The following is a 26883-nucleotide window of genomic DNA, read 5'->3' on the forward strand; positions in this document are numbered from 1 at the left end:
TAGACGCATTCCGAAGCGGCGGGAGAGTCCCTAGCGGTCGTCGCCACCCGGCCCGATGTCGTCCAGATAATCCTCGTCGATTGCAGTCTGTACTGCTCCAGTCACGGCCTCTCGCTGCTTAGGCGTCAGGTCCTCGGCTTCTTTGCCGTCCGCCAATCTCACAGTGACTTCACGGTGTGCAAATTTGATTCCCTCACGAGCAAACAATTCACGAATGTCCTGGTAGACCTTTTTACGCACCAACCACTGATCGCCCGGTTTGGTCATGAACTTGACCCGGATAATCATAGCAGAATCCTGCATCTCAATCACACCCTGCGATTTCAGCGGTTGGATAAAGTTATCTCCGATCACAGGATCGCTCAGCAGTTGCTGACCCAGTTTCTTGATCAGCTTGCGCACCTTCTCGACATCCGTGTCATAGGTGACGCGCAAGGGCAGTTTCATGATGACCCAATCGCGCGAATAGTTCGTCAGCACCTTGATCTCACCAAAGGGGATAGTGTTCAGCGCACCCAGATGGTGCCGCAGTTGCATGGACCGGACCGAGATCTTCTCGACCGTGCCTTTGACATCGCCGATGTCGATATATTCGCCTTTGCGGAACGCATCATCCAGCAGGAAGAACGCACCGGAAAAGATATCACGCACCAATGTCTGCGAGCCAAAGCCAACGGCCAGACCCACCACACCGGCGCCGGCAAACAGTGGGCTGACATTGATGCCCAGCTCCATCAGAGCAATCAGCACAATCGTTACGACAACAACGGCCAGAATCGCGCCTCGGAATAGGGGCAGCAACGTTGCCAGACGACTTTGTCCGCCCTCACCACCTTCATCACCCAGTTCGGCTTCACTCCCGTCATCGACCTCTTCCGCGATTTTACTGTCGATCCAGATGCGGAAGAAGTGAAACAGGATGTAGCCGATGAAGATGATGACCATCACATCCAGCGCGCGCTCGACCGGCAAATCCTGGCTCCAGTCCGCATCCGGGTACCAGATGACGACAAGCGCATAAGCCCCGATCACAAAGGCCAGAATGCCGGCCACGCGGCGCGCCAGATCTTCGTAGGTCAGGAGATATTGCTGGCGCTGCTCGGCCTCGGGCGTTTCCGCCGGGGCGATCTCGTCATCCTCTGCCGCCGCTTCTTCGTTGATTTCGTCAATCATACGGGACCGGTCGAAATACCGTTCCAGCAGATAGTTCATCGCCCCATAGGCGATGACGACGGACATGAAGATCAGATAGCTGCTGGCAATCAGGGGAATTGGCGTTGGATTCTCCAGCGCCAGATCAACGGCCAAACGGAACCAGCTAAACACGACGTAGACGATGAGGACCGGCGCCCAACCATAGGACACAACCCGCAACAACCAGGATACCTGATCCCCAGCCCGTCCGCCGCGGATCGCGTTCGAGATGGCCCGTGCGTTGAACAGGATCATCAGAACGTTGCCCAACGCGCCAATCATCGTCAGCCCACCATAAACCATGGCATAAACGTTGTAGTTCAGGCCAAAATCCGCGACCCAGGTCGCAAACAATACAACCGAGATGTCATAGGTTGCTAAGGCCGATGCCCAGATGTAAAGCCTGCGGGCGTTTTTGTCCGAGAAAGGTGGCAGTCTGTATTGGCTCAGATAGGGCGACAGAACCATCCGCCACAGATCGGATACAGTACGCGCGAGGAAGAACGCCGTGAAAATAGCCGTGACTGTAAACTGGATCGAGATGTCCTCGGCCTCGCCGAAGAACAGGTATCCAACAATCAGCGCCATCAGCATGGCAAAGATCGTGCCTCCAATCCCCATCACAAAGCGGAAGACAAGGAAAGGCATCTTTTCGCGGTATCCAACAGGGTCGTCTTTGACCCGGGCCACAACCCAGCGCCGAGCAAAGCGTTTGCCGTAAATCTCGATCGACAGCCAACGCCCCAACAGCAAGAACAGGACGTTCCAGCCCAAGACCTCAACATAAGTCTGGATGCGCCCGTCAGGGCTGGTCTGACGTAGAATATACTGCACTTCGAACACTGAATAGGGCAGCGCCTCGAGCCTCGATTGCATCGAATCGCGGAATTTCGAGAACCGCTCCTGCGCCTTCATCAGCTGCGATCCGTCGCTCATGGGGTTGTTTGCCCCACCGCCGCCTTCGGCTGAGCCTGCCTCTGCTCCGCCCGCCGTTGTCACGACCTGACCGGCGCTGTCTATGACAATCACACTTGCACCGGCTTCGCTGGCAGCGCGGATCGCGGCGGCAAGATCGTTTTCGGGCACCGTATCGGATGTGCTGCTCGATCCCGAACCGTAACCGGGAATCAACGATGTCTGCGCCGAAACACTGACCGGAAAAGCCAGAACGAAAGCCCACAAAGCCAGGACTATTGCGGCCAGAAAGGTATGTTTCATAGGGTCTTGCATCCAGTTTTTCCGATGCAGGTCAGATTAAACAAGCGTTGAAGGCAGTTCAAACACTCGCACGTCTCTGTCTCAATATCGTGTAGAGGCGTGGTATTGGCGCACAGGCGTGTTGCAGCTATTTTCAATCTGGCAAAAATTGAATATGACTTATCACAGGTTGCGGGCGCCCTTATGTCAGCGATTTCTTTGATGCTTTTGCAATCCTATCCAAGCTTTGGTGCGATATGTCGCTAACTCGTCAATATGCTGTTGCCAAATCGCAATGCTTGGAACATTTGCAGGGGCGCATTTCCGCCTTTGGCAAGCACGACAAAAAAATATACGATAACGCTTGCGAACGCGCGGATTTCGCATCGAGATCAAGAAGACGGGCAACTCTATGAGCCTTGGCACCACCACCTCAAAACCGGACCGCGCGCCGCGTATCCTGTTTTACAGCCACGACACGTTTGGCCTTGGCCACTTACGCCGGTCGCGGGCTTTGGCCGCTGCAATCACGCAGGCCGACCCCAGCGCGTCTGCGCTTATCCTGACCGGTTCTCCGGTGGCAGGAAGGTTTACCTTTCCCCGCCGCGTCGATCACGTGAGATTGCCCGGTGTGACCAAGCGCGCCGATGGCTCTTACGCGGCACGTACGATCGGAATGGGCATCGATGAAGTGACCGAGCTTCGCTCGGGCCTGATCCAGACGGCCGTTCAGCAATTCGACCCCGACGTACTGATCGTCGACAAAGAACCAACCGGGTTTCGCGGTGAACTGCTGCCAACGCTGAATTATCTGGAGCGGAACTGTGGCACAAAACTGGTGCTGGGGTTACGGGATGTTCTGGATGAACCCGAAGTTCTGGCCGCCGAATGGGCACGCAAAGAAGCTGTTGAGGCGACCGAGCGGTTTTATCACGAAATCTGGGTCTATGGCTTGAAGTCGATCTATGACCCAACTCAAGGCTTGCCGCTGAGCCCAGCCGCGCAATCCCGCATTCATTGGACAGGTTATCTGCGGCGGGATCTTGGCCCGGTGGGTGAGCCGCCTGAGCAGCCCTATATCCTGATCACCCCTGGCGGGGGCGGAGATGGCAAAGCGATGGTGAACCTGGTTCTTTCTGCTTATGAGAAAGACCCAGACCTGTCTCCACGTGCAATGCTGGTCTATGGCCCCTTCCTGTCGGGCGAACTGCGCGAGGAATTCGAAACGCGTGTTGCCGCCTTGAACGGGCGCGTGACGGCAGTTGGTTTTGAATCTCAGATCGAAACGCTGTTTGCGGGGGCCGAGGGCGTTGTGTGCATGGGCGGTTACAACACTTTTTGCGAGGTTCTGTCCTTCGACAAGCGCGCCGTCATCGTTCCGCGCACCACGCCCCGGCTGGAACAGTGGATTCGCGCCTCACGCGCGGAAGAGCTGGGCTTGGTCAAAATGCTGGATGAACACCGTGACGGCCTGACCCCCGAGGCGATGATCGCAGCGATCCGTAACCTGCCCAATCAAACCCTGCCATCGCAGGCCATCCAGACCGGTTTGCTCGACGGGCTGGACTACGTCACCGACCGCATCGACGACCTGCTGACCTGGGAACAGGAACGAGCCACCGGATGACCTCAGAAACACCTACGCTGGCGGTTGTGGTCAAAGGCTGGCCGCGACTGTCTGAAACGTTTATTGCGCAGGAGCTTGTCGCCTTGCAGGACGCGGGCCATCGGTTCGACATCTGGTCGCTGCGTCACCCGACCGACACCAAGCGCCATCCCTTGCACGACCGTTTCACCGGGCAGGTGCATTATTTGCCCGAATACCTGTATCAGGAGCCGCAGCGAGTCTGGGCCGCGCGTGCGATTGCGCAAACCCTGCCCGGCTATGCCGAGGCTTACCGGATCTGGCGGCAGGACTTGCGTCGCGATCCAACACCAAATCGCATTCGGCGCTTTGGCCAAGCTTGTGTTCTGGCTGCAGAACTACCCCCCGAAGTTCTGGGGCTTTACGCCCATTTCATGCACACACCGTCGTCTGTTGCCCGCTATGCGGCCATCATGCGCGGCTTGCCATGGAGCTTTTCGGCCCACGCCAAGGACATCTGGACGTCGCCCGAATGGGAAAAGCGTGAAAAGCTGCAGGCCGCAACACATGGCGCCACGTTCGGTGCCACTTGCACAGCCATTGGGGCTGAGCATTTGCGGGGCCTAGCGGATGATCCCAATCGCATGGACCTGATCTATCACGGGCTCGACTTGTCGCGGTTTCCGAACCCGCCGACCCGAATTTTGCGCTCAGTTGAAAGCCCATTTCATATGATCTCGGTTGGGCGCTTGGTTGAGAAAAAGGGATTCGACCGGCTGATCGCGGCTTTTGCCTTGTTGCCCGATAATCTGGACTGGCATTGGACCCATATTGGCGGCGGCGCTTTAGGCGATACGTTGCGGGCAAAGGCGAACGCAGCTGGCATTGAGGATCGCATCACGTGGAGAGGTGCCTGCGATCAACCCGAGGTGATCGATGCGATGCGAAAGGCCGATCTCTTTGTTTTGCCCAGCCGTATTGCGGCAGATGGCGACCGCGACGGGCTGCCGAATGTGTTGATGGAGGCTGCCTCTCAGCTGTTGCCCATCCTGTCGACCCCGGTGTCTGCAATCCCGGAGTTCATCGAAACCGGGACACATGGCATCTTGTCCGAGGACGATCCGGCCGCGTTGGCAGCAGCCATCGAAGCATTGGCCAAGGATCCGCAACAGGCGTCTCAGATGGCGCGCGCCGCCTATGATCGGCTGATCGCCGAGTTTCGGATGGACCCAGGGATCGCCCAACTCTCCAAACGTCTGAACGCCATGTGCCTGGAAGACGCATGATGGCGCGGGTCGCATTTTATGCACCAATGAAATCCCCCGACAGCCCGACCCCCTCGGGCGACCGCGAAATGGCGCGGAACCTGATCAAGGCGCTGGCCGCTGAAGGCGACAGGGTTGATCTGGTGTCGGACCTCAGAATCTATGACAAGAGCGGCGATCCCGACCTGCAACGCACCCTGCGCGGCGCGGCAGAAGAAGAAGCACAGAGGTTAATTTCCGACCTGCCTTCGGACACGGCTGTGTGGGCGACATATCACAACTACTACAAAGCCCCCGATTTGTTGGGGCCACAAGTCTGCAAGGCGCGCGGCATTCCTTATGTTCAGTTGGAAAGCACTCGCGCATCCAGTCGGTTGACCGGTCCTTGGGCCGATTTTGCAGCCGATGCACACCAAGCCTGCGATGCCGCCGATGTCATCTTTTACCACACCGCCAACGACCTGATCACATTGGAACGGGACCGCTTTGGCGATCAGGTTTTGATCGAATTGCCGCCTTTTTTGCTGCAGTCCGAGCTGCCCCCCGCAACCAGTGGAGAAGGCCCCATGCTAACCGTTGGCATGATGCGCCACGGGGACAAGCTGGCCTCTTACCAGATCCTGGCCGAAGCGCTTTCGCATCTGGCAGGTGAGTGGCATCTGAACATCGCTGGCGATGGACCCGCTCGATCAGAAGTCGAGGCTTTGATGGAGACCTTTGGAGAAAAGGTCAGCTTTCTGGGTCAACTCGACCGCGATGCGCTGCAAGCGGCCTATGAACACGCCTCTCTGCTGGTTTGGCCCGGTGTGAACGAAGCCTATGGTATGATCTACCTCGAGGCACAGGCTGCGGGCGTACCGGTGCTTGCACAAGATCGACCGGGCGTGCGGGATGTGCTGGCCCCCGCAATTTACCCTTCGATCGACGCCGGGGCGCAAGGCTTTGCAGACCGCCTACAAACCCTGCTGGCGGACGCATCGCTGCGTCGCACCCTTGGTGCGGCTGCTCGCGAGTATGTGGCTGACCGTCATCTTGTGCCACAAGCGACTGCCCGGCTTTGGGCAACTCTCCGCCCGTTACTGAGGGATTTGCCATGACCAAGCTTGCGCTGCTTCGCCACGGGCATACACACTGGAACCGCGCCGGTCAGATACAGGGCCGCAGCGACATTCCCCTGGACGATGACGCGCGCTCAGAGCTGTCAGGCTACTGCCTGCCACACGAATGGGCACAGGCAGAAATCTGGTCCAGCCCGCTGCAACGCGCCTATGAGACGGCCCAAATCGTCTCGGGTCGCAGTCCGCAGAAGTCAGACGCGCTGACCGAGATGAACTGGGGCGATTGGGAAGGTCAACGCGGCGTTGATCTGATCGCGGACACAACAAGCGGTTACAAGCATATCGAAGATTGGGGTTGGGATTTCCGAGCGCCAAATGGCGAAAGTCCGGCAGATGTTCGTGACAGGCTGCGTCCTTGGCTGTCCGCGCTGCAAAACGATGCGGTCGCTGTCTGCCATATCGGCATCATGCGGGTCATTCTGGCCCAAGCCTGGGGTTGGAATTTTGCTGGCCCTGCCCCCTTCAAGATAAAACGCAATCGGCTGTATATCGTCGATATGAACACCATGACCGCTGACCCCGATCCCATACGCTTGCCAAAACGAGAGACCTTGCCATGAAGGTGATGCTCATCGTCACACACCTGTTGGGAACAGGTCATCTCAGCCGCGCTTTGACCCTTGGGCGCGCGTTTCGAGATGACGGGCACGAGGTCATGGTTGTGACGGGTGGAATGCCTGCACCTCAGTTGGACAGCAGTGGAATGACGTTGTTTGGCCTGCCTCCTTTAAGGTCGGACGGCACCAATTTCACCCGCTTGCTGACTGAAACCGGTGGAGAGGCTGACGCCGCCTATCATGAGGCGCGTGTGACGGCTCTGGTTCAGGCCGTAAAGACGTTCCAGCCACATGTGCTGATCACCGAGCTTTATCCCTTTGGCCGCCGAACGCTGACCGCCGAGTTCGACGCAGCGTTGAAAACGGCAACAGAGCTGCCGGTACGTCCGGTTGTTCTGTCGTCGATCCGGGACATTCTGGCCCCGCCCTCGAAACCCGCCAAAGCAGAGCGCGCGGACGATATTGTGACCCGGTACTATGACGGCGTACTGGTCCACTCGACCGAAAGCGTGACGCCTCTGTCGGTCAGTTGGCCCATGTCAGATCAACTGTCGGGCCGGTTGCACTATACCGGGTTTGTTGCGCCTGAATTGCCCCAACCTCACCCGGATTTGGTGGGTGAAGGTGAAATTCTGGTCAGCGCCGGCGGCGGCTCTGTTGGGCAACCGATCTTTCGTGCGGCCATCGAGGCCGCCCGCCAGATGCCCAACAGGCGCTGGCGTCTGTTGGTGGGCGGTACGGATGCAAAGGCGCGGATTGCCGAACTGTCGGAACAGGCCAAAGGAACCTCGGTCGTTCTTGAACAAGTGCGCCCGGATTTTCGCCAGATGTTGCCGCTTGCGGCAGCGTCGGTCAGCATGTGCGGCTACAACACCGCCATGGATATTCTGCAAAGCGGCACACCTGCGGTTTTTGTCCCATTCGATGATGGCAAAGAGGTTGAGCAAGGTCTGCGCGGGCAGAGCTTGTCCGGGCTGTCCGCAATCGAAGTTCTGGAAAGTCAGGCCCTTAACGGAACCGCCCTAGCCGAAGCTGTGAAACGGGTTGTTGATGATGGTCCTCGCGCAAAGCAGGATTTCGGATTTGACGGCGCCGCCCAAAGCGTACGCATCTCCAAACGCCTGCTGGAGCAGCGTGCATGACCCCCGACTGGCATCCTTTGGACACCGAGCTGGATCACTGGCGTGCGTCGGGTTTATCATTTCCGCTCTGGTGGCGTGACGATGACGCCGTCGCTCCGACGCCACCGTTGGATCAATTGGCTGATCTGTCTGCGGAATTGGGCCTGCCTGTTCATCTGGCTGTCATCCCCCACGACGCGACCCCGGCGTTGGCCGAGTATGTCGCGGATCGACCCTCTTTGATCCCTGTGGTGCATGGCTGGGCGCACAAAAACCACGCGCCTGCGGGAGAGAAGAAGGCCGAGTTCCGTCTCAATCGACCGCTGGACCAGATGGTTGATGATGCAAAGGCAGGGATGGCCCGTCTTGATGCGATGTTCGGTGGTAACGTGCGACCCATGTTTGTTCCCCCGTGGAACCGCATCGCGCCCGAGATGGTCGCGCAACTTCCCCGCCTGGGCTTTCGTGTCCTGTCCACTGCGACGCCGCGCCAAACACCTTTTGCCGCACCGGGGCTGGAACAAATCAACACCCATCTTGACCCGATTGACTGGCGCGGCACACGCGGCCTGATCAACCCCGATATCCTGATCGCGCGGACAGTTGATCTGTTGCGCGACCGGCGCGAAGGACGCGCAGACAACGCTGAACCATTTGGCATATTGACCCATCATCTGGTCCATGATCAGGACATTTGGACCTTTACCGAGGCCCTGCTGCGCAAATTGTTGAACGGCCCGGCCACGATCTGGGTCGCGCCTAAGAACAAATAAGGACACCACCATGAGCCGACTGGATTCTATGCTGCGCCGACTGACGGCTCAACGCGACGGGTTGAACTGGGCCGCCCAGCGCATCAGCGGCCAGCCAGGCGATGTGCTGGACATGGGTCTGGGCAATGGCCGGACCTATGATCACCTGCGCGAAATCCTACCGGAACGCCGAATCTGGGTGATGGACCGGGTTTTACAATGCCACCCGGACAGCACCCCTCCAGCCGAAGATTTCCTGCAAGGCGAGGCCGAACCGATGCTGAAGAAACTGGCGGCAGACGGGCATAAGATCGCGTTGGCTCATTACGATTTTGGTCGCGGGATCAAACAGGAAGATGTGGCTGAAGCCGCGCGGCTCAGCCCATTGATCGCGCAGGTCATGCAGCCCGGCGGTTTGCTGATCTCGGGTCAGCCCCTTGTCGGCTTTAACCAGATCAAAGGGCCCGAGACGATTGCCCCGGACCGATACCTGTTTTACACCGCCTGATCAGGCGACACGCCGACCACGCGCCCAGACCGAATTGAGCGCAGGAACCCCGGCCCGCATCCGGAAACGGATGACATCGGCTCGGGCGCCGGCGCGCAACTCCCCCCGATCTTCCAGTCCCGCGGCCAGCGCAGGGGCCAGAGTGACCGTTTTCATACCGCGCGCTATATCATCCCACATCTCGCCCAGCATGGCCGCCGACAACAACAGGGCCGAAGGCACATAATCCGATGACATGATGTCCAGATGCCCAAGTTCGGCCAAATCGCGCGCCGCGACGTTGCCCGAATGCGAGCCACCGCGAATGATGTTGGGTGCCCCCATCATGACCTTGATATCGTGATCGTGACAGGCACGCGCTGCCTCGACTGTGGTCGGAAACTCAGCCAGTCGGATACCGTGACGTGCCGAGATTGTCACCTGATCTTCCGTCGTATCGTCATGGCTCGCCAGAACCGCCCCAAAGCGGCGCGCGGCTTTAACGGTCTCAAGCTCATGCACATCGCCATTACGGTCGCGAAGACCCTTTAGCTGGGCCACATGCTGCAGGAACGTATCATTGTCCATCGCATGTTTGCCCTTCATATATGCCTCAAGTTTGGTCATGTCGCGGAACTGCCGCTGTCCGGGTGTGTGATCCATGATGGACACAAGACCAACCCGATCCTCTGGCCCGAACTCATCCAGCTCTTCGACCAAGGTCTCGGAACACACCTCGGCCCGCAAATGCAGGAAATGGCTGATCTTCAACGCATCCTGTTCGCGCAGATCCCACAATTCCTGCGATAGGCCACGCGCGTATTTTCCATAACGCGCTGCTCCTGACGGGATCGATCCGACCCGCATGGCATCAAACACGGTCGTGATCCCGGTGCTGGCCAATTCCGCGTCATGTGCAAGAATCGCAGCGGCATGAGGCCAATCCACCCGTGGCCTGGGTTGAATGTGACGCTCCAGGTTATCTGTGTGCAATTCAACCAGACCAGGGCTGACATAATCGCCTTCGCAATCGATTGCACCAGACGGAACCGCGTTTCCGGTATCAATCTCGGCGATGGTCTCGCCCACAATCCGGACGCTGCCGGTTACGGTTTCATTCGGCAACACAAGCGTGGCATTGGCAAGGATCAAGTCTTCTGTCATCTGAACTTCACGCAGTTTGAGGTAGTGGAAGGCCACGCAATAGGAGGCCAATGTGACATTCACGCGATACGCGATCTATTTTGCGCCACCCGCTAAGGCGGAGTGGACGAAATTTGCAACCAGCTGGCTGGGTTGGGACATGGAAACCGGATCTTTGGTCGCGCATCCGGTAGTCGGAGACATCGACGTTGCCGCAGTCACGGAAGTGCCACGTAAATACGGGTTGCACGCGACGATGAAACCCCCCTTCCGACTGCGCGAAGTCCAGACCTTCGACGCCTTGCACGCAGCTTGCGGTTCGTTCGCCTCCAACCAACCTCCTGTCACGCTGGATGGCCTCGAGATCGCGCGGCTTGGCCGCTTTCTGGCCCTGCGCCCCATGGGTGAGACGCAAGCGTTGAACACCCTGGCCGCCGCTTGTGTTGAGCAGTTGGACAATTTTCGCGAAGCCGCAACCGAGGCTGAACTGACCCGCCGCCGCGCCGCTGGCCTGACACCGGAACAGGAGGCCAATCTGGTTCAATGGGGTTATCCTTATGTGCTGGACGGTTTTCGCTTTCACATCACGCTCAGCGGCAAGCTGGACAAACCGACCCTTCGGGCCACCCAAGAGGCGCTGCAAGCCCATCTGGCCCCGTTGCTGCCGCAGCCCTTCCAGATCACCGATCTGGCGCTGATGGGCGAGGCTGAGGATGGTCGGTTTCACCTGATCCATCGCTACGCGCTTTCCGGTTGAAGTCGCGCAAGGATCTCGGCGACGGTGTCTTCCAGCGCGCCGGAGTTGTCGACTTCGATAACCCGGTTCAACCCGTCCGGCAAAGGTGCTCTGGCACGACCCAACCGCCGCGCCTGTTCCGTCGCGCTTTCCCGCCCCCTTGCGGACAAGCGCTGCGCCAGAACATCTGCCTCGGCCGTCAGCGAGATCACAATCAGGTCCCCAAACACCTCCTGCGCCTGCACCAACACGGCACGAGACAGGTTGACCAGAACAGCGTCAGCTGTCTGCCGCTGCTGTGTGATCTTGTTCGGCACACCGTAAAACAACCCATGTGCAGGCCAGCTCAGCGCAAAAGCCCCGGCCTGCTCCATCTGTTGAAACGTCGCGACGGAAACCCGGTCGAAATCCTCACCCTCTTCCCCTTCGGGACGGGTAATCACTCGGCGCAAGCGCTGGATACCGGGCGCATGGGCCACCAACGCCCCCATGACGCTGTCTTTGCCGACCCCCGAAGGTCCGACAACGGCTATGACCGGGGCAAGCGTCATGCAGCCAGCCCCGGTGTAAAGTCCGAGACATTGACTTCACGATCACAGACTCGCTCGCGGGCTTCAAGATCGTGGAAAATCCCAACAATCGCCGCACCACGTTGCTTTGCCTCTTCAATCAGAGACAAAACGGTTTCCCGGTTCTGCGCATCCAGGCTCGCCGTCGGCTCATCCAGTAACATCGCCGGATACTCATGCGCAAAGCCACGCGCAATGTTCACCCGCTGCTGCTCTCCGCCAGAGAATGTCGTTGGACTCAGGGTCCACAAACGCTCGGGAATATTCAGCCGTTTCAGCAACCCAGCTGCCTTATCCAGCGCAACTTGTTTGTCCGTGCCTACGGCCAGCAGCGGCTCTGCCACAACCTCCAGCGTCGGCACCCGAGGCACAACCCGCAGGAACTGGCTGACATAACCCATAGTATCGCGACGCAACGACAGGATCTGGCGCGGCTCGGCTTTCGCGACGTCCAGCCCACCAACCAGCACCTGACCAGTAGCGGCCAGATAGTTGCCATAGATCACCCGCATGAGTGTGGACTTACCTGCACCGGACGCCCCCGTCAGGGCGACACATTCCCCCGGCACTACTTTCAACGACGCGCCTTCCATAACCGGGATCACGGCGCTGCCTTGATTATGAAGGGTGAAGCTCTTGCTCACATCGATCAGTTCAATCATCGCTTCATCTTTTCCCAAATACTCAAACCTGCAATACGCTGGACACAAGCAACTGCGTGTAGGCATGCTGCGGGTCGTCCAGCACCTGATCGGTCAGCCCAGTTTCGACCACATGACCGCTTTTCATCACCATCAGCCGATCCGCCAGCAAGCGCACCACGGCCAGATCATGCGTCACGATGATGGCGCTCAGCCCCATTTCACGCACAAGTCCGCGCAGCAAATCCAGCAAGCGCGCCTGCACGGATACGTCCAGACCACCGGTCGGTTCGTCCATGAACACCAGCCGAGGGCCCGTCACCAGATTGCGCGCGATTTGCAGACGCTGCTGCATCCCGCCAGAAAACGCGCTGGGGCGATCATCCACACGGGCTGCTTCAATCTCGACCCGGCCCAGCCAGTCGATAGCCTTGTCCCGAATGTCGCCATAGTGCCGGTCGCCAACGACCATCAGCCGCTCACCAATATTGCCGCCCGCGCTGACAGACATCCGCAGCCCGTCGCGTGCGTGCTGATGCACAAAGGCCCAGTCAGTGCGGCCGAGCATTCGACGTTCCGGCTCGGACATGGTGACTGTGTCTACCGGTCCATCCACTCGGGTATCAAAGATCACTTGCCCGGCGTCCGGTTCCAGGTGCCCGGCCAGACAATTCAGCAAGGTCGACTTACCTGAACCACTTTCACCGACGATCCCCATCACTTCTCCGGGGTAGAGATCGAAGTTCACATCCGTGCATCCAATCCGCGCGCCATAGCGCTTTTCGATGTCCTTAACTTGCAACAGGGGGGTCATGCCGCGTCCTCCTCAGCCAGTCGGCCCGCGTGGCCTGTTTCGCGGCGCGACCGGCAATAATCGGTGTCCGAGCAGACAAACATTCGGTTGCCTGCGTCATCCATGATAACCTCGTCCAGATAGCTGTCCTCGGCCCCACACAGATCGCAGGGATGGTTGGCTTTGGTAGCCTCAAACGGATAATCCTCGAAATCGAGGCTCACGACCTTGGTGTGCGGGGGCACTGCATAGATACGCTGTTCTCGCCCTGCACCAAAAAGCTGGATCGCGTCCATCTCAAGCTTTGGGTTGTCGAATTTCGGGATCGGAGACGGGTCCATCACATACCGGCCGGATACTTTGACCGGATAGGCATAAGCGGTTGAGATCGCCCCGTGCTGACTGATGTCCTCGTACAGTTTCACATGCATTAGCCCGTATTCTTCAAGGCTGTGCATTTTGCGCGTCTCGGTCTCGCGCGGCTCCAAAAAGCGCAGAGGTTCCGGGATCGGCACCTGATAGACGATGATCTGGTCTTCGCTCAGCTTCGCCTCGGGGATGCGGTGGCGAGTCTGGATGACAGTGGCTTTTTCCGTCTGCTCCGTGGTGGCAACTCCGGCGGTGTTCTCAAAGAACTTGCGGATCGACACTGCGTTGGTGGTGTCGTCTGCGCCTTGGTCGATCACCTTGAACGTATCCTCGGGCGTCAGTGTCGCCGCCGAGACCTGAACGCCACCCGTCCCCCAGCCATAGGGCATGGGCATCTCCCGGCTGGCAAAGGGCACCTGATACCCAGGCACAGCCAGACCTTTCAGGATCGCCCGGCGGATCATCCGCTTGGTTTGTTCGTCCAGGTAGGCGAAGTTGTACTCGCTCATAGGAGACCTCTTTCAATCAACGCGCCTTCCAGCGCTTGAGGCGTCGTAAATTGGATGCCATCCATGCCAACGGCGCGCGCGCCGTCGACGTTGTGCCGCCCGTCGTCGATGAATATGCAGTTTTCAGGCGCAAGCCCGGCCCGCTCACACAAGCGATGAAAAATCTCAGGCTGCGGTTTCAACAGCTTTTCCTGACCGGACACGATGGTCACATCGAAGACGTCGCCCAACTCGGGATGCGCGCCAACACCAACCGGCCATGTTTCCGCCGACCAATTTGTAATTGCGTGAACCTGCGTGCCTTGCTCTTTCAATCGATAGAGCAGTTGCCAGGTTCCTTCGATCTTTTGCGGAACGGTCATCGCATAACGCTCAACATACACGCTCAGACGTTGCCGGTCTTCGGCGTCATCCAGTTCTGACGCCAGATCGGCGAAGTTCTCGCCGCCATCCGCCCTCAGATTGCGATCCTGAAAATCGATGCGGGTCAGGAACTCGGCCACGGCTTCGCGGCTGCCCATCTCGTGCAACCATGCCAGATGCGGATCCCATCGGATCAGCACATTTCCGATGTCAAAAACGACGGCCTTCATTCTGCGGCCTCCTTTGGCATAATGCGTTCTTCAGCCTCGCGACGCAGTTTGCGGACCAGCTCCAGCTCAGACTGGAAGTCGACGTAATGCGGCAGTTTGATATGTTCGAGGAAACCTGTGGCCTGAATGTTATCCGCGTGGCTCAGAACAAATTCTTCGTCCTGCGCGGGCGCACCCAGATTGTCTTCGCCCAGTTCTTCCCAACGCAGCGCTCGGTCGACCAGAGCCATCGCGATGGATTTTCGTTCGGACTGACCAAAGACCAGACCATAGCCACGTGTGAATTGTGGTGGTTCTGTCTTGGAGCCCGTGAACTGGTTGACCGTCTCACATTCAGTCAGCTCGACTTCACCAATATCAATGGCAAACCCCAGCTCAGGGATCTCCATTTCCACAGCGACCTTGCCGATCCGAAGCTCTCCGACAAACGCATGGTTGCGGGCGTAGCCGCGCTGGGTGGAATAGGCCATGCCCAGTACAAAGCCCTCGTCCCCACGGGTCAGTGATTGCAAGCGCAGCGGTCGGTTTGACGGAAACTCCATCGGCTCGCGGGTCAGGTCCTCCGGGGTGTCATCGCTGGCAGGTTCATCCTGAATGATGTCCTCTCCCTTCAGGAATTCGGTGATGTGCGGCGTGGGCTCCTGACGTGCCGCGCCTTCGGGTGCCTTAGGGGCTTCACCATCAGCAGCCAGTTTGAAGTCCAGCAAACGGTGGGTGTAGTCGAAAGTCGGCCCCAGAACCTGTCCGCCGGGCGCATCCTTGAACGTGGCCGAGATTCGGCGGTCACACGCCATCTGAGAGGTCTCGACCGGGTTGGAATAGCCAAAGCGCAGCAGAGTCGTACGGTAAGCACGGACCAGAAAGATCGCTTCGATCAGATCACCACGCGCCTGTTTGATCGCCAGTGCAGCAAGGTCGGGGTCGAACAACGACCCTTCAGCCATGACCCGGTTCACGGCAAGGCTCAGTTGTTCGCGGATCTGTGCAAGGCTCAGCTCTGCCACATCCGTTGCGCCCCGGCGTTCTTCGGCAAGCCACGTATGGGCGTTCTCGATGGCTTTTTCGCCCCCTTTGACAGCTACGTACATCGCTTAGCCCTCTGTCCTGATCTGCGTGCTGCGCGGCAGGCCCGCGATCTTGTCATTGCAGGTAAAGAAGAAATCGCACCCTAGCGGATACAGCATCGCATTGCCCTGAAGCGCCGGAATATCCGGCAGAGACAACCGCGCGGTCTCCTTGATCCCAGGGCCGCTCAGAATGGCGCCGCTTTGCTCAAGCTGGTCGCATTCTACAATCAGGGTCGCAGACCGGTCCGGGTATTCCGGCGTGCCACTACGATAGGCGTTCAAAGGACCTAACGCGCCCCACGTACCCACGGCAAAATCCGCCTGATCCGCTGACACAATAGGCGCGCCCGTGTGGAAGGTCAGCCATTTGCGCACCGCATCGGTATCAGCGTCACCAGCCAGATGCACTTTCGTTTCGGGATCGCACAACGTCAGCAACATCGTGCCTGCTGCCACGGACAAAGGCGCAGGGGGTTCACTGCCCGTTAGGGTGCGAATGTCACCCGGGCGTGCCATCACAGTCATGGCAGCGCGGAACGCGTGGGCGGCTTGGACAGGTGCGTTTTGAAAGCCTCCGGAGAACTGCGTTTGCAAGGCCATCAGTCCTCCCCCCGGACCAGCGTAAAAAACTCGACCTTCGTTGCGGCTGCCTTGGCGGCGCGCGCGGTTTTGGTCTTCTGCATTTGCGTCTGCAGCGGGTTGATCAGCTTTGCCTTCAACTCATCCGCAGAAGACGTCTGCATCATGGCATCAATCAACGCTGCGGCTTTGGCCTTGGGCTTGGACCTGCCCTGCACATATCCGTGACCGACCGTACCATCCTGCAGCACGACCGAGCAGCGCGTGACGGTCATTTCACCCAGATTGAACGGCGCTCCGGTCGCTCCGGTGCGACCTCTCACCATGACGCCGCCCACTTCGGGGCTGCGCAGCCACTCAAAGCTTGGGCGGTCCTGAATGCCATCCCATAGCGTCATCAAAGCATCGTCCGGCGCACGGGCCAGCAGACCCATCCATTCCTTCCGCGCCTGCGTCGCGATTTCTGTCTGATTTGTCATCAATGCCTCTTGGCCGGGTTGTCTACATGAACTATACAACTAGACAAATATTACCCTTTAGGCATCCGAGTCGCAATCCGCGATGGTGTGAAGATTTGATGACATGAGCAAAACGCCGATCTGGAAAAGCATCGCCCTGCGCCTGACCTCGGACATCGCCGAAGGGCGCTATCAAACCGGAGATCGCCTGCCGACCGAAGCACAATTGGCTGCCACTCATGGCGTCAATCGCCACACTGTGCGGCGCGCGTTGGCAGACATGTCGGAACAAGGTCTGGTCCACGCCAGACGCGGCGCAGGCGTGTTCGTGGCAGCACGACCAACGGACTATCCAATCGGCAAAAGGGTGCGATACCACAAAAACATCTCGGCCAGCGGTAAGATGCCGGGCAAGAAAATCCTCGCGCTGACCACACGCGCAGCAGATGAAGCCGAAGCAGAAGCCTTGGGTTTGGACAAAGGTGATCCGGTGCATGTCTATGACGGCCTGTCATTGGCGGACGGGCAGCCTGTGGCCGTGTTTCAAAGCGTTTTTCCAGCCGCGCGATTCCCCGACCTGTTGCAGACGCTGACTGAAACGCAATCGGTTACAAAAGCTCTGCAAGCCAGCGGCATAGCGGATTACACACGCATCTCGACCCGTTTGACAGCACGCGGGGCAACGGCAACACAAGCCCTGCAGCTTCAACTGTCCGAGGGGGCCCCGGTTCTGTTCTCGGTTGGCGTGAACGCCGATCCAAATGGCCAGCCGGTTGAATATGGGCGAACCGTTTTCGCGGGTGAGCGGGTCACGCTGACCCTGAACGAAGAATAGACCCCCATAAGGGGTTTTCGGTTCTTGTATCTGCGAGAACAGAGTTACGCGTGCTTTTCCAAAAACGCTTCGGCACTTAGCGTGCGAAAATCGGGCAAAGCCGCGCGAAGCTTGGCGTTTTCCCAATCCCACCACGCAAGTTGTTCCATCCTGTCCGCGACGCCCTCAGGAAACCTGTTGCGCAATACCTGAGCCGTGACACCTGCAACAATCGTGTAAGGCGGTACGTCTTTGGTAACCACCGCACCTGAGGCGACCACGGCACCATTGCCGATCGTGACCTCGGGCTTGATGATCGCGGCATGTCCGATCCAGGTATCATGCCCGATCCGGGCGGTACGACTGGCGCGATGCGCGAACCAATCCGCATCATCTTCGGCATCGTCCCAATAGTCGGCGGAACGATAGTGAAAATGATGCAGCGAGGCCTTGTCCATCGGGTGATCTGTCGCTCCGATACGAGTGAAGCTTGCTATGTTTGCGAACTTTCCAATTTCGGCATTGGCAATATCGCAGGTCCGGTCGCAATAGGAATAGTCGCCCCAAACCGAGTTTGCCACTCGGCTGCCAGCACCAATCTCGACATATGCGCCAAAGCTGCTGTTGGTGATCTGACATTCGGTGTGAACAAACGGGTGATCTGCGCTCAGTCGTGCCATTGCGTGTCCCAACCTCGGCTCAGGGTAAAAAGAATGCTTTGCGCGCAGCGTCACGCGGCTTGCGTTTTTTGCCCGCTTCGCCCTGGATCAACCGTTTGCGCAGCCAGCCCGAGAACCAGTCCATCAACATGACCATCAGGATGATCAGGATGATGTAGTACGCGACCTCTTCCCAATCCTTTTGCGTGATGATTGCCTGCGTCAGCAGAAGGCCAATGCCACCGCCTGTGATTGCACCAATCACCGTCGCGCTGCGGGTGTTGGATTCCAGAAAATACAACAGCTGGCTCAGCAACACTGGTGTGACCTGCGGAATGACCCCAAAACGATATCTCTGCGGCGCATTTGCGCCAGTGGACTGAACGCCTTCGATTTGCTTCTGGTCCACATTCTCCAACGCTTCCGAGAAAATCTTGCCGAACGTCCCGGTGTCGGTCACCAGTATGGCCAGTGCCCCGGTCAACGGACCGGGGCCAAAGGCACGGGCCAGAACGACAGTCCAGATCAAAGCATCCACGCCGCGCACAAAGTCGAACACGCGGCGCGTTGCAAATCGGATGGATTTCATCGGGTTGAAGTTGCGCGTTGCAAGGACGGCCAGTGGCAACGCGACCATGGCCGCGCCCAGCGTGCCCAGAAACGCCATCAGGATCGTCTCGAAGATCGCCCAAGCCACATCCTGATGCCGCCACATCTTGTTGGTCCAGAAGTCATTAAAAATTGCACCCGCCTCACCCGACGCCGCCCGCCCGGCCAGTTCGGGGAAGGACTTGCCGTAATAGGGGCTGTCGAGCGTGAACCAGAACAGCTCCCACCCGGTGAAGTAGCGAAACACTTCCGACCGATTGCGTGTGACGGTCAAACGGCCAGCATCCGTCTTGATTGCCAAGCGGTTCTTCGAAACGTTGATCCAATCCGGCACGTCACCCGCAGGCAACTCTGCCTGTACGCCAGCCGAGCGGCTGGGCGTCGCCCGAACAGTTCCATAACCGGGGATGTCATATTCGACCGTTTCCGGCCCGAACCGCACGACATGACCGTCTTCCAGATCGATCACGGTTGTCTCGCCCAGCGTCACCCAGTCCGGGGCCTGACCTTCAGGATACGCGCCCTTGCGTTCGCCTTCGATCGCGGCCGAGACTTCGCCGGTGCGGTTGTCACGCTCGACATGCGTCTTGTAGCTGTAGCTGTCCGATACCAGTGTCTTACCGTTTTCCCAATTCGCGCGCGCTGCAAGGCCCGGAACGTCAAACGCGAAGAAGACGTAGACCAGATAGACAAGCACCAATGCGGGCAGTCCGAAATTCACCAGCCTTTTACGACTGAACAGGCGATCCGCTTCGGCTTTCAGCTCATCGACGGTCAGATTGGTTGCGAAGGTGCTCATACCGAGGCTCCCTTTTCCGACCCATGAGTCAGACGGTCGCGCAGGACACCAGACAGCTGGTCTACGACGACGATTGTTACGAAAAGCAGAAGGAAAATGGCCGCGGCCTCATCGTACCGCCCCTGCCCCCAGGACATGGCGTTGCGCAGCTCATAGCCCAGACCACCAGCGCCAACAAAACCCAGGATGGCTGAGGCGCGAATATTGATTTCGAACCGCAGCAACGCGTAGCTGACATAATTCGGTCCGACCTGTGGGATCACGCCCAGATACATGCGTTGCGACCAGTTCGCACCCACCGAGTGCAGGCCCTCGACCGGCTTGAGCGAGGCGTTTTCGTTGACCTCGGAAAAACAGCTTGCCCAGTGCACCTGCTGTGTGAATGGCAATCGCAATCATCGCCGGAACCGGACCACCGCCCAAAATGAAAATCAGAACTAGTGCGATCACAATCTCGGGGACCGCGCGGCACACATCTGCAATTCGTCGAAACAAAGGGATCAAGGCGGGCCAAAGTGCCATGCCGCGCGTCGACATCAGGGCCAGAAACGTGCCTGCAATCGCGCCGATCAAGGTCGAAGCGGCGGCGATATTCAGTGTTTCGATCAGTGCGGGGAAAAACTTGGCCAGGTTTTCCGGCAGCGCGCCGATTTTTTCCCACGCCTCGGCCAAAACCTCAGCGGGGTAGTCGAAAATACGCGTCCAGCCATCGCGGAAACTGCCAGCGTTGCGGTCGTCAGCAACACGAAAGCCCGAGGCCATAACGGCAACGAACAGGATCAGGAGGATACCACCATAGACCCGTTTGCGGCGCGTCATCGCCGTATAGTCATCGCGGATCTGGTCGACGGTCGGGGACCCAGCGGTCAGGTCTGTCATGGAATGCTCCTGGGTGGAAAAACGGGGCCCGGATTTTCACCGGACCCCGATCATTGGGTATGCAGGCTTAGTTGGACTTCAGCTTGCGTGCTTCGATGATGACTTCGTAGGCATCATGCGTGATCGGCTCGAACGCTTTCGCCTCACCTGCGGCAACGCCGTAGAAGCAATCACGGTCTTTCTCGTGCAGGCCAGCCATTAGGGCTGTCATCTTCTCTTTGACATCCGCAGGCAGCGCTGTACGCAGAACAACCGGACCTTCCGGGATCGGCTTGGATTTCCAGATTTCAACCATGTCGTTCATGTCGACCAGACCGGCATCAACTGCACGGCGCAGCGCGCCCGAGTTGTATCCGTCTTCCCAGTTGCCAAGACCATCGGCCCAGGTAACACCACCATCAACGTCACCATTGTTGACCGCGACGATAGTCTGCTCGTGACCGCCGGTGAACTTCACTTCACCAAAGTAGTCGCCTGAGTCCATGGTGGCACCGGTGGCCTGCGGGATTTCTATGGACGGGATCAGGTAGCCCGAGGTCGAGTTCGGATCGCCAAAACCAAAGGTCTTGCCTTTCATATCTTCCAACGAGGTGATGCCGCTGTCCTTGCGGGCAAAACCAACCGAGTAATACCCGTAACCGCCGTCGACGTTCACCTTAACCAGAACCGGCTCAACCGCTTCGGGATCGCTCAGATAAGTTTTGGCGTAACCCGACGCGCCCAACCATGCCATGTCGATGGTGCCGCCCAGCAGACCCTGGATCACACCGTTATAATCGGCAGGCGCAAACAGCTTGGTCTCAACACCCAGCGTTTCTTCGGTGTATTCGCGCAGGCATTCGTTGTTGTTCAGGCGATCCTGAGCGTTCTCACCGCCCAGAATGCCTATGCGGAATTCGCTGATGTCCTGTGCCATGGCCGGTGCGGCCAGCGCAGTAGTGGCCGCAAAGGCAGCAATCAGTTTTTTCATCTGTCTCTCTCCAGTTTGATTGCCCCGGCCTTTCATCGGGCCGGGCGATGAAAGGGGGTTGGTGGCTCAGATGGTCGCTTCCGCTTCCATCAGGGCCTTCTGGGTGGCATCCAGAGTTTCGATCTCGGTCGATGTCGCCTCTTCCGAGAAGCTGGCATCGGCACCATAGATTTCGCGGGCGACACCGGTCGTCAGTTGTTCAGGCAGCCCGTCAAAGACGATGCGCCCGTCGCGCATTCCGACCACGCGGTCGCAGTAGCGGCGTGCTGTATCAAGTGTGTGCAGGTTGGCGATGACGGTGCGACCGTCCTCTTCGTGGATACGGCGCAGCGCCTGCATCACCACCTGAGCGTTCATTGGGTCCAGCGAGGCGATGGGCTCGTCCGCCAAAATGATCTTGGGGTCCTGCATCAGGGCGCGTGCGATAGCGACGCGCTGTTGCTGGCCGCCCGACAGGGCCTCCGCGCGCTTCGGTGCGTGCTCGGCAATACCCAGACGATCCAAGATGTCGATAGCGCGATGGATGTCTTCCATCGGAAACAGGTTGAACATGGTCGCCAGGGTCGAATGACGGTTCAGAGTGCCATGCAGAACGTTCGACACAACATCCATACGCGGCACCAGATTGAACTGCTGAAAGATCATGGCGCAGTCAGCTTGCCAGGCGCGCTTTTCGCGGCCCTTCAGTTGGGTCACGTCACGACCTTCGAACAGGATCTGACCATCGCTGGAGTCCGTCAGTCGGTTAATCATCCGTAGCAGGGTCGACTTGCCTGCACCAGACCGCCCGATAATCCCGATCATGCAAGGCTTGTCTACATCCAGCGTCGCAGCGTCCACAGCAACGTTGTCGCCAAAGCGTTTGGTCAGTTTCTTGATATGCAGCACGTGCCACCCCCAAATGATGTTGGCGGTCAGCTACAGATGCCATTCAACGGATATGTGTCAGCGTGGTGAAAGTTTTGTAACGGACCAGCCGTTGCGGGGGCTATCCATCCCCCTGCCCCACAGGTATACGCTTCGGCGACTCTTTTTCTGATACGAGGCCATCATGAGCTTTGACCGCACCATCAAGATTGCTCCATCGATCCTGTCTGCCGATTTCGCCAACTTCGGAGCAGAGATTCAGGCCATCGAGGCACAAGGCGCGGATTGGGTCCACGTGGATGTCATGGATGGTCATTTCGTTCCGAACCTGACCTTTGGCCCACCCGCCGTCAAAGCCTTCCGCCCGCATGTGAAAACCGTGATGGATGTGCACCTGATGATCACCCCTGTTGATCCTTACATCCAGGCGTATGCCGATGCCGGAGCGGACATTTTGACCGCACATGTCGAGGCGGGGCCTCATACACATCGCACCCTGCAAGCGATCCGCGCGGCAGGTATGAAAGCAGGCGTCGCCCTGAACCCCGGAACGCCGGCAGAAGCGGTCGAGCACCTGCTGGATCTTACCGATCTGGTTTGTGTAATGACGGTGAACCCCGGATTCGGAGGTCAGAAATTCATCGATATGACCGGCAAGGTGCGCAAGCTGCGCGAAATGATTGGTGACCGTCCGGTACATATCGAAATCGATGGTGGCGTGGATCCAAAAACTGCCCCGTTGGTCGCAGCTGCAGGTGCCGACGTACTGGTGGCCGGTTCGGCTGTTTTCAAAGGTGGATCGGTGGACCAGCCGGACGTGTACGGTGAGAACATCCGTGCTGTACGCGCAGCAGCACAATCAGCGTTGTCCTAGTTTCGAGACTGACATTACCGGCCAGTAGCTCAGCTCTTTACCGACGGTGAAAGGAGCCCTTCACAAAAAGGGCTCCTTTCCGTCTATCAATCCGCGCCGAACGACCCGATATGCGATACGCCGTTGGCGCCGGACGCTTGGAACGTCCCACCAACTTCTTCGGCGTTCGGGCCATAAAACACTCCGTAAGCTTCGCCATTTGTCCCTGGCCCATAAGTCGTCGCGATAACACCAAACGAAACCTCTTGGGGGTCGCGTTTACGGATTGAAAAGAACGACCTTTTCATTGGAAACGGGTTTTCCCCGTTTGGTTTGATTGAGTACAGCCGAACGGAGTCCGACATCCCGGCCTATAGTTTTACTGAGACCAATTTCGAGCTCGGGCTGGAACGACGCTTCTGACAAAGCGACATCGGTTTGTTCGTTTTTTTACTGGTGCCCGCACCTCTGGTTTCGTCGGGCCGTTCACTCAAGCTCCTTTCCTACAAGCCATGGGTCTTCAACTTTCATGCCCTGATAAACCGCATGCAGAAAAAGATGGGCAATCACAGGGTCGTTTGAAAATGGCGAGAACTGCAAGTTACCCTCTCGGACGCCTTCATCTGCTTCATAGACGACCTCGTCGCCTTTTACAGTTACAAGCACTTCAAGCTCTGCCAGCGTTTCGGGGTCGACCGCTGTGGGGTCATCCGACAGGATCACAAAATCCGCAACTTTTCCAACTTCGATAGAGCCCTTTTCATCTTCTTCGAAATGCTGCCAGGCGGGCCAAATTGTCATGGCTTTCAGGGCAGTCATGACGTCGACCCTCTGATTCGGTCCCAAAATGTCGCCCGACCGTGTGCGACGCGTAACGGTCGCGGCAAGTACACGCATACTGTCAGGAAAGGCGACCGGGGCATCGTGATGTGTGCCGAACATCATGTCACGTTCTCGCAGCCATCCCGTGGGTGAGATGTTGTCAGCGTTGACCGGCCCCACAGTATGATCCCGGTGCCAATCACCCCAATAGAATGTATGCATGGGGAACAGCGATGGAAACACGCCCAGCCGTTTAAAACTGGCGACCTGATCCTCTCTTAGAAATTGGCCGTGAATCAGAACAGGGCGATTGCCCGGGTCACCATATTTGATCTGCGCCTCTTCAAGGGCCGCGATCAACATGTCAGATGCCCCTTCGCCGTTGGAATGCACGAGGATCTGGAAGCCATTCTCATAACACCAGTTCACCGCATCCTGAAGCTGCTCCATCGTTATTGCGGCATAACCGGCATACCCGGCGGCGTAATTTCCAACCGGTTTGTAATAGGGTCGGTCCCGCAACGCCGTGAAACCTTGCGGCGAGCCGTCAATTGTCAGCTTGCAGCCGCCAACCCGGACGCGGTCACCATAACCTGCCGAGGTGTTCTCTCCGATATAGTCCCTCGACTCCAGCACATCTGGAAAAGCGACCACGTCGATGGGCAGACCATCTTCGGCAGCAACTTTCTTGAGGACTTCGACAATCTCACCCGAAGATCGGCCTTCTTGTCCGGTCGTATATCCAAACTTTGCCCAAAGTTCAGTTCCGGCTCTGGCAAAGGCGGCCAAGCCCTCCTCGCCCAGATTTCCAAGTATGGGAACGAGCACCGAAAAGAACGCGTATTCTTCCAAAACACCATTGGGTTCTCCGGCTTCATCGCGCTGAATGACCCCGCCAGGAGGTGCCTCTGAAGCGGCAGTGATGCCTGCCAACTCCAGAGCTTTTGAATTTGCGACACCAAGATGCCCGGATTGATGAATGATGATCACAGGCAAATCCTCGGACACCATGTCCAGATCTTGCCGTGTCGGGTGACGCAGTTCCTTCAATTGCGCATTGTCATAGCCAAAGCCTATGATCATCTTCACCTGCTCAACGGCTTCCGCGTTCTCAGCGGCCCAATCGGACAGTGTTGATTGCAGGGTCGCGATATCAACAACGTCCCCATCCGGCGGAGCGAGGAGGTTGGCGGACAAGGCCTGCAACCCACCCATGACAACATGTCCGTGGCTGTCCACAAAGCCCGGCAGCATCGCGCGTCCGTTCAGGTTGAAGGTTTCCGTTCCATCACCTTGATGTGTGGACAGATCAGATAGTGAACCGACGGCCAGTATGCGTCCGTCTTTGACTGCGACCGCTTCGGCAGTGGGGCCTTTGTCATTCATCGTGACAATTGGACCGCCGAGATAGATACGATCCGCAACTTGTTGGGACGCCGCCGAAGAAGACGAAAACGCGAGTGCCGCGACAAGACAGAGTGAACGAGCCGATACGTGCATCTTATGACCTCTTTCGAATTGCAATGTCTCAATATGAAAGAGGGTAGCATTTTGGCAGGCGTTTCCGAAAAAGAATAAAGGCCGCCCCCTGTGGGACGGCCTTCTTTAGTTCTTTACCGAGTTGCTCCCGGCAGATTTTCCTGAGGAAAATCGCCTGCCGCAACCAAGCGCGACAAGCGCGCCTTACTCGATGATCTTCGACACAACGCCCGCGCCGACGGTGCGGCCACCTTCGCGGATCGCGAAGCGCAGGCCCTGCTCCATCGCGATCGGTGCGATCAGCTCAACGCCGAACGACACGTTGTCGCCGGGCATGACCATCTCGGTGCCTTCGGCCAGGGTCACGGTGCCGGTCACGTCAGTTGTACGGAAGTAGAACTGAGGACGGTAGTTCGCGAAGAACGGGGTGTGACGACCGCCTTCTTCCTTGGTCAGGATGTAGGCTTCGGCTTCGAACTTGGTGTGCGGTGTAACCGAACCCGGCTTACACAGAACCTGGCCACGCTCAACGCCGTCACGGTCAACACCACGCAGCAGCGCGCCGATGTTGTCGCCTGCTTCACCGCGGTCCAGCAGCTTGCGGAACATTTCAACGCCGGTGCAGGTGGTTTTCGAAGTGTCGCGGATGCCGACGATTTCGATCTCGTCGCCAACGTTGATCACGCCACGCTCAACACGGCCGGTCACAACGGTACCACGGCCCGAGATCGAGAACACGTCTTCGATCGGCATCAGGAACGGCTGGTCAACAGCACGCTCAGGGGTGTCGATATACTCATCAACAGCCGCCATCAGTTCCTTGATCTTCTCTTCGCCGATTTCCGGGTTGTTGCCTTCCATCGCGGCCAGAGCCGAACCTGCGATGATCGGAATATCGTCGCCGGGGTACTCATACGAAGACAGCAGCTCGCGGATTTCCATTTCCACCAGTTCCAGCAGCTCTTCGTCGTCAACCTGGTCAACTTTGTTCATGAACACGACCATCTTCGGGATGCCAACCTGGCGGCCCAGCAGGATGTGCTCGCGGGTCTGCGGCATCGGGCCGTCAGCAGCGTTCACAACCAGGATCGCGCCGTCCATCTGAGCGGCACCGGTGATCATGTTCTTGACGTAGTCGGCGTGGCCGGGGCAGTCGACGTGCGCATAGTGGCGGTTGTCGGTCTCGTATTCCACGTGGGCGGTCGAGATGGTGATGCCGCGCGCTTTCTCTTCCGGCGCACCGTCAATCTGGTCATACGCTTTGAAGTCACCGAAATACTTGGTGATTGCTGCGGTCAGCGTCGTTTTACCATGGTCAACGTGGCCAATCGTGCCGATGTTGACGTGCGGTTTTGTACGCTCAAACTTTTCCTTTGCCATGATGGCCTCCTTTTTCGGT

27 protein-coding genes and 1 pseudogene are annotated in these 26883 nt (G+C 58.2%); 10 read left to right on the forward strand and 18 right to left on the reverse strand.

Annotation, left to right across the window (positions count from 1 at the left end; all coding sequences use genetic code 11):
• Nucleotides 1-30: 30 nt before the first annotated feature.
• On the reverse strand, nt 31-2412 hold the full coding sequence (locus GOV90_RS06095) for a mechanosensitive ion channel family protein (RefSeq protein WP_171094410.1): 2382 nt from the start codon (nt 2410-2412) through the stop codon (nt 31-33).
• Nucleotides 2413-2803: 391 nt separating this feature from the next.
• Here GOV90_RS06095 and GOV90_RS06100 point away from each other — a divergent pair, with 391 nt between their 5' ends.
• The 7 genes from GOV90_RS06100 to GOV90_RS06130 are packed head-to-tail and all read left to right on the forward strand — an operon-like array spanning nt 2804 to nt 9297.
• Nucleotides 2804-4018, forward strand: a complete 1215-nt coding sequence (locus GOV90_RS06100; RefSeq protein ID WP_171094413.1) for a glycosyltransferase family protein — start codon at nt 2804-2806, stop codon at nt 4016-4018.
• Nucleotides 4015-5262: a glycosyltransferase family 4 protein gene (locus GOV90_RS06105; RefSeq protein WP_171094415.1), complete on the forward strand. Its 1248-nt coding sequence runs from the start codon at nt 4015-4017 to the stop codon at nt 5260-5262. The genes GOV90_RS06100 and GOV90_RS06105 overlap by 4 nt, the downstream gene beginning before the upstream one ends.
• On the forward strand, nt 5262-6338 hold the full coding sequence (locus GOV90_RS06110; protein ID WP_171094418.1) for a glycosyltransferase family 4 protein: 1077 nt from the start codon (nt 5262-5264) through the stop codon (nt 6336-6338). The genes GOV90_RS06105 and GOV90_RS06110 overlap by 1 nt, the downstream gene beginning before the upstream one ends.
• Nucleotides 6335-6919, forward strand: a complete 585-nt coding sequence (locus tag GOV90_RS06115) for a histidine phosphatase family protein (RefSeq protein ID WP_171094420.1) — start codon at nt 6335-6337, stop codon at nt 6917-6919. Before GOV90_RS06110 ends, GOV90_RS06115 begins: the two co-directional genes overlap by 4 nt.
• The gene (locus GOV90_RS06120; protein WP_171094422.1) at nt 6916-8058 is read left to right on the forward strand and encodes a glycosyltransferase family protein; all 1143 of its coding nucleotides are present in this window, start codon (nt 6916-6918) and stop codon (nt 8056-8058) included. Before GOV90_RS06115 ends, GOV90_RS06120 begins: the two co-directional genes overlap by 4 nt.
• A complete protein-coding gene (locus GOV90_RS06125) occupies nt 8055-8810 on the forward strand; it encodes a polysaccharide deacetylase family protein (RefSeq protein ID WP_171094423.1) in 756 nt (251 codons plus the stop codon). Before GOV90_RS06120 ends, GOV90_RS06125 begins: the two co-directional genes overlap by 4 nt.
• Before the next feature lie 10 nt (nt 8811-8820).
• The gene (locus tag GOV90_RS06130; protein WP_171094425.1) at nt 8821-9297 is read left to right on the forward strand and encodes a class I SAM-dependent methyltransferase; all 477 of its coding nucleotides are present in this window, start codon (nt 8821-8823) and stop codon (nt 9295-9297) included.
• On the opposite strand, the gene GOV90_RS06135 is transcribed toward GOV90_RS06130, so the two are convergent.
• Nucleotides 9298-10440: an alpha-D-ribose 1-methylphosphonate 5-triphosphate diphosphatase gene (locus GOV90_RS06135; RefSeq protein WP_171094493.1), complete on the reverse strand. Its 1143-nt coding sequence runs from the start codon at nt 10438-10440 to the stop codon at nt 9298-9300.
• 52 nt (nt 10441-10492) lie between these two features.
• On the opposite strand from GOV90_RS06135, the gene GOV90_RS06140 reads away from it, so the two are divergent.
• A complete protein-coding gene (locus tag GOV90_RS06140) occupies nt 10493-11176 on the forward strand; it encodes a DUF1045 domain-containing protein (protein WP_171172828.1) in 684 nt (227 codons plus the stop codon).
• Here GOV90_RS06140 and phnN read toward each other — a convergent pair.
• From phnN to phnG, 8 genes are read right to left on the reverse strand one after another with little or no spacing between them, the layout of a single operon-like run.
• A complete protein-coding gene (gene phnN, locus GOV90_RS06145) occupies nt 11158-11706 on the reverse strand; it encodes a phosphonate metabolism protein/1,5-bisphosphokinase (PRPP-forming) PhnN (RefSeq protein WP_171094429.1) in 549 nt (182 codons plus the stop codon). The two genes, GOV90_RS06140 and phnN, sit on opposite strands and share 19 nt — an antisense overlap.
• Nucleotides 11703-12386 carry a phosphonate C-P lyase system protein PhnL gene (gene phnL / locus GOV90_RS06150; protein ID WP_171094431.1) on the reverse strand — a complete coding sequence of 228 codons (684 nt, stop codon included), beginning with the start codon at nt 12384-12386 and terminating at the stop codon, nt 11703-11705. Before phnL ends, phnN begins: the two co-directional genes overlap by 4 nt.
• Before the next feature lie 22 nt (nt 12387-12408).
• Nucleotides 12409-13179 carry a phosphonate C-P lyase system protein PhnK gene (phnK, locus tag GOV90_RS06155; protein ID WP_171094433.1) on the reverse strand — a complete coding sequence of 257 codons (771 nt, stop codon included), beginning with the start codon at nt 13177-13179 and terminating at the stop codon, nt 12409-12411.
• Nucleotides 13176-14036 carry an alpha-D-ribose 1-methylphosphonate 5-phosphate C-P-lyase PhnJ gene (locus GOV90_RS06160; RefSeq protein WP_171094435.1) on the reverse strand — a complete coding sequence of 287 codons (861 nt, stop codon included), beginning with the start codon at nt 14034-14036 and terminating at the stop codon, nt 13176-13178. The genes phnK and GOV90_RS06160 overlap by 4 nt, the downstream gene beginning before the upstream one ends.
• The gene (locus GOV90_RS06165; RefSeq protein ID WP_171094436.1) at nt 14033-14629 is read right to left on the reverse strand and encodes an HAD family phosphatase; all 597 of its coding nucleotides are present in this window, start codon (nt 14627-14629) and stop codon (nt 14033-14035) included. Before GOV90_RS06165 ends, GOV90_RS06160 begins: the two co-directional genes overlap by 4 nt.
• On the reverse strand, nt 14626-15717 hold the full coding sequence (locus GOV90_RS06170) for a carbon-phosphorus lyase complex subunit PhnI (RefSeq protein WP_171094438.1): 1092 nt from the start codon (nt 15715-15717) through the stop codon (nt 14626-14628). The genes GOV90_RS06165 and GOV90_RS06170 overlap by 4 nt, the downstream gene beginning before the upstream one ends.
• Before the next feature lie 3 nt (nt 15718-15720).
• On the reverse strand, nt 15721-16296 hold the full coding sequence (gene phnH / locus GOV90_RS06175; protein WP_171094440.1) for a phosphonate C-P lyase system protein PhnH: 576 nt from the start codon (nt 16294-16296) through the stop codon (nt 15721-15723).
• Nucleotides 16296-16754, reverse strand: a complete 459-nt coding sequence (phnG, locus tag GOV90_RS06180) for a phosphonate C-P lyase system protein PhnG (protein ID WP_171094442.1) — start codon at nt 16752-16754, stop codon at nt 16296-16298. The genes phnH and phnG overlap by 1 nt, the downstream gene beginning before the upstream one ends.
• Before the next feature lie 103 nt (nt 16755-16857).
• Between phnG and phnF the strand changes: the two genes are divergently transcribed.
• Entirely contained in the window at nt 16858-17568 is a 711-nt protein-coding gene (gene phnF / locus GOV90_RS06185) for a phosphonate metabolism transcriptional regulator PhnF (RefSeq protein WP_171094444.1), read from the forward strand.
• 44 nt (nt 17569-17612) lie between these two features.
• Here phnF and GOV90_RS06190 read toward each other — a convergent pair whose 3' ends face one another.
• From GOV90_RS06190 to phnC, 5 genes and pseudogenes are all read right to left on the reverse strand, one after another.
• Entirely contained in the window at nt 17613-18227 is a 615-nt protein-coding gene (locus GOV90_RS06190; protein WP_171094446.1) for a chloramphenicol acetyltransferase, read from the reverse strand.
• Nucleotides 18228-18246: 19 nt separating this feature from the next.
• Nucleotides 18247-19614 (reverse strand): phosphonate ABC transporter, permease protein PhnE, encoded by a 1368-nt coding sequence (gene phnE / locus GOV90_RS06195; RefSeq protein WP_171094448.1) that lies wholly within the window; start codon nt 19612-19614, stop codon nt 18247-18249.
• A pseudogene (phnE, locus tag GOV90_RS06200) lies at nt 19611-20493 on the reverse strand (phosphonate ABC transporter, permease protein PhnE). The gene phnE (GOV90_RS06195) and the pseudogene phnE (GOV90_RS06200) overlap by 4 nt, the downstream one beginning before the upstream one ends.
• A gap of 67 nt (nt 20494-20560) precedes the next feature.
• Nucleotides 20561-21463, reverse strand: a complete 903-nt coding sequence (gene phnD, locus GOV90_RS06205; protein ID WP_171094452.1) for a phosphonate ABC transporter substrate-binding protein — start codon at nt 21461-21463, stop codon at nt 20561-20563.
• A gap of 66 nt (nt 21464-21529) precedes the next feature.
• Entirely contained in the window at nt 21530-22351 is an 822-nt protein-coding gene (gene phnC / locus GOV90_RS06210; RefSeq protein ID WP_171094453.1) for a phosphonate ABC transporter ATP-binding protein, read from the reverse strand.
• Between the two features lie 163 nt (nt 22352-22514).
• Between phnC and rpe the strand changes: the two genes are divergently transcribed.
• On the forward strand, nt 22515-23204 hold the full coding sequence (rpe, locus tag GOV90_RS06215) for a ribulose-phosphate 3-epimerase (protein WP_171094455.1): 690 nt from the start codon (nt 22515-22517) through the stop codon (nt 23202-23204).
• An 86-nt stretch (nt 23205-23290) separates the two neighbouring features.
• Here the strand turns inward: rpe and GOV90_RS06220 are convergent, their stop codons facing one another.
• The 3 genes from GOV90_RS06220 to tuf form a co-directional block, all read right to left on the reverse strand.
• Nucleotides 23291-23491 (reverse strand): transferrin-binding protein-like solute binding protein, encoded by a 201-nt coding sequence (locus GOV90_RS06220; protein ID WP_171094457.1) that lies wholly within the window; start codon nt 23489-23491, stop codon nt 23291-23293.
• Between the two features lie 178 nt (nt 23492-23669).
• Complete coding sequence (locus tag GOV90_RS06225) at nt 23670-25505, reverse strand: amidohydrolase (protein ID WP_171094459.1); 1836 nt, start codon at nt 25503-25505, stop codon at nt 23670-23672.
• A gap of 183 nt (nt 25506-25688) precedes the next feature.
• Nucleotides 25689-26864: an elongation factor Tu gene (gene tuf / locus GOV90_RS06230; protein WP_171136109.1), complete on the reverse strand. Its 1176-nt coding sequence runs from the start codon at nt 26862-26864 to the stop codon at nt 25689-25691.
• Between the last annotated feature and the right edge of the window lie 19 nt (nt 26865-26883).

The sequence above is a fragment of the Ruegeria sp. HKCCA5929 genome, from assembly GCF_013034525.1.
Taxonomy (GTDB): domain Bacteria; phylum Pseudomonadota; class Alphaproteobacteria; order Rhodobacterales; family Rhodobacteraceae; genus Ruegeria.

Excerpts from the sequence above, each read along its gene's own strand:
- phnD (WP_171094452.1), bottom strand. The coding sequence starts at position 21,463 with ATGAAAAAACTGATTGCTGCCTTTGCGGCCACTACTGCGCTGGCCGCA.
- GOV90_RS06135 (WP_171094493.1), bottom strand. The coding sequence starts at position 10,440 with ATGACAGAAGACTTGATCCTTGCCAATGCCACGCTTGTGTTGCCGAAT.
- phnE (WP_171094448.1), bottom strand. The coding sequence starts at position 19,614 with ATGAGCACCTTCGCAACCAATCTGACCGTCGATGAGCTGAAAGCCGAA.
- phnL (WP_171094431.1), bottom strand. The coding sequence starts at position 12,386 with ATGATTGAACTGATCGATGTGAGCAAGAGCTTCACCCTTCATAATCAA.
- GOV90_RS06120 (WP_171094422.1), top strand. The coding sequence starts at position 6,916 with ATGAAGGTGATGCTCATCGTCACACACCTGTTGGGAACAGGTCATCTC.
- GOV90_RS06130 (WP_171094425.1), top strand. The coding sequence starts at position 8,821 with ATGAGCCGACTGGATTCTATGCTGCGCCGACTGACGGCTCAACGCGAC.
- GOV90_RS06225 (WP_171094459.1), bottom strand. The coding sequence starts at position 25,505 with ATGCACGTATCGGCTCGTTCACTCTGTCTTGTCGCGGCACTCGCGTTT.
- phnK (WP_171094433.1), bottom strand. The coding sequence starts at position 13,179 with ATGACCCCCCTGTTGCAAGTTAAGGACATCGAAAAGCGCTATGGCGCG.
- GOV90_RS06105 (WP_171094415.1), top strand. The coding sequence starts at position 4,015 with ATGACCTCAGAAACACCTACGCTGGCGGTTGTGGTCAAAGGCTGGCCG.
- GOV90_RS06170 (WP_171094438.1), bottom strand. The coding sequence starts at position 15,717 with ATGTACGTAGCTGTCAAAGGGGGCGAAAAAGCCATCGAGAACGCCCAT.
- GOV90_RS06115 (WP_171094420.1), top strand. The coding sequence starts at position 6,335 with ATGACCAAGCTTGCGCTGCTTCGCCACGGGCATACACACTGGAACCGC.
- phnF (WP_171094444.1), top strand. The coding sequence starts at position 16,858 with ATGAGCAAAACGCCGATCTGGAAAAGCATCGCCCTGCGCCTGACCTCG.
- phnG (WP_171094442.1), bottom strand. The coding sequence starts at position 16,754 with ATGACAAATCAGACAGAAATCGCGACGCAGGCGCGGAAGGAATGGATG.
- GOV90_RS06125 (WP_171094423.1), top strand. The coding sequence starts at position 8,055 with ATGACCCCCGACTGGCATCCTTTGGACACCGAGCTGGATCACTGGCGT.
- rpe (WP_171094455.1), top strand. The coding sequence starts at position 22,515 with ATGAGCTTTGACCGCACCATCAAGATTGCTCCATCGATCCTGTCTGCC.
- GOV90_RS06095 (WP_171094410.1), bottom strand. The coding sequence starts at position 2,412 with ATGAAACATACCTTTCTGGCCGCAATAGTCCTGGCTTTGTGGGCTTTC.
- GOV90_RS06160 (WP_171094435.1), bottom strand. The coding sequence starts at position 14,036 with ATGAGCGAGTACAACTTCGCCTACCTGGACGAACAAACCAAGCGGATG.
- tuf (WP_171136109.1), bottom strand. The coding sequence starts at position 26,864 with ATGGCAAAGGAAAAGTTTGAGCGTACAAAACCGCACGTCAACATCGGC.
- GOV90_RS06220 (WP_171094457.1), bottom strand. The coding sequence starts at position 23,491 with ATGAAAAGGTCGTTCTTTTCAATCCGTAAACGCGACCCCCAAGAGGTT.
- GOV90_RS06190 (WP_171094446.1), bottom strand. The coding sequence starts at position 18,227 with ATGGCACGACTGAGCGCAGATCACCCGTTTGTTCACACCGAATGTCAG.
- phnN (WP_171094429.1), bottom strand. The coding sequence starts at position 11,706 with ATGACGCTTGCCCCGGTCATAGCCGTTGTCGGACCTTCGGGGGTCGGC.
- phnH (WP_171094440.1), bottom strand. The coding sequence starts at position 16,296 with ATGGCCTTGCAAACGCAGTTCTCCGGAGGCTTTCAAAACGCACCTGTC.
- GOV90_RS06110 (WP_171094418.1), top strand. The coding sequence starts at position 5,262 with ATGGCGCGGGTCGCATTTTATGCACCAATGAAATCCCCCGACAGCCCG.
- GOV90_RS06165 (WP_171094436.1), bottom strand. The coding sequence starts at position 14,629 with ATGAAGGCCGTCGTTTTTGACATCGGAAATGTGCTGATCCGATGGGAT.
- GOV90_RS06100 (WP_171094413.1), top strand. The coding sequence starts at position 2,804 with ATGAGCCTTGGCACCACCACCTCAAAACCGGACCGCGCGCCGCGTATC.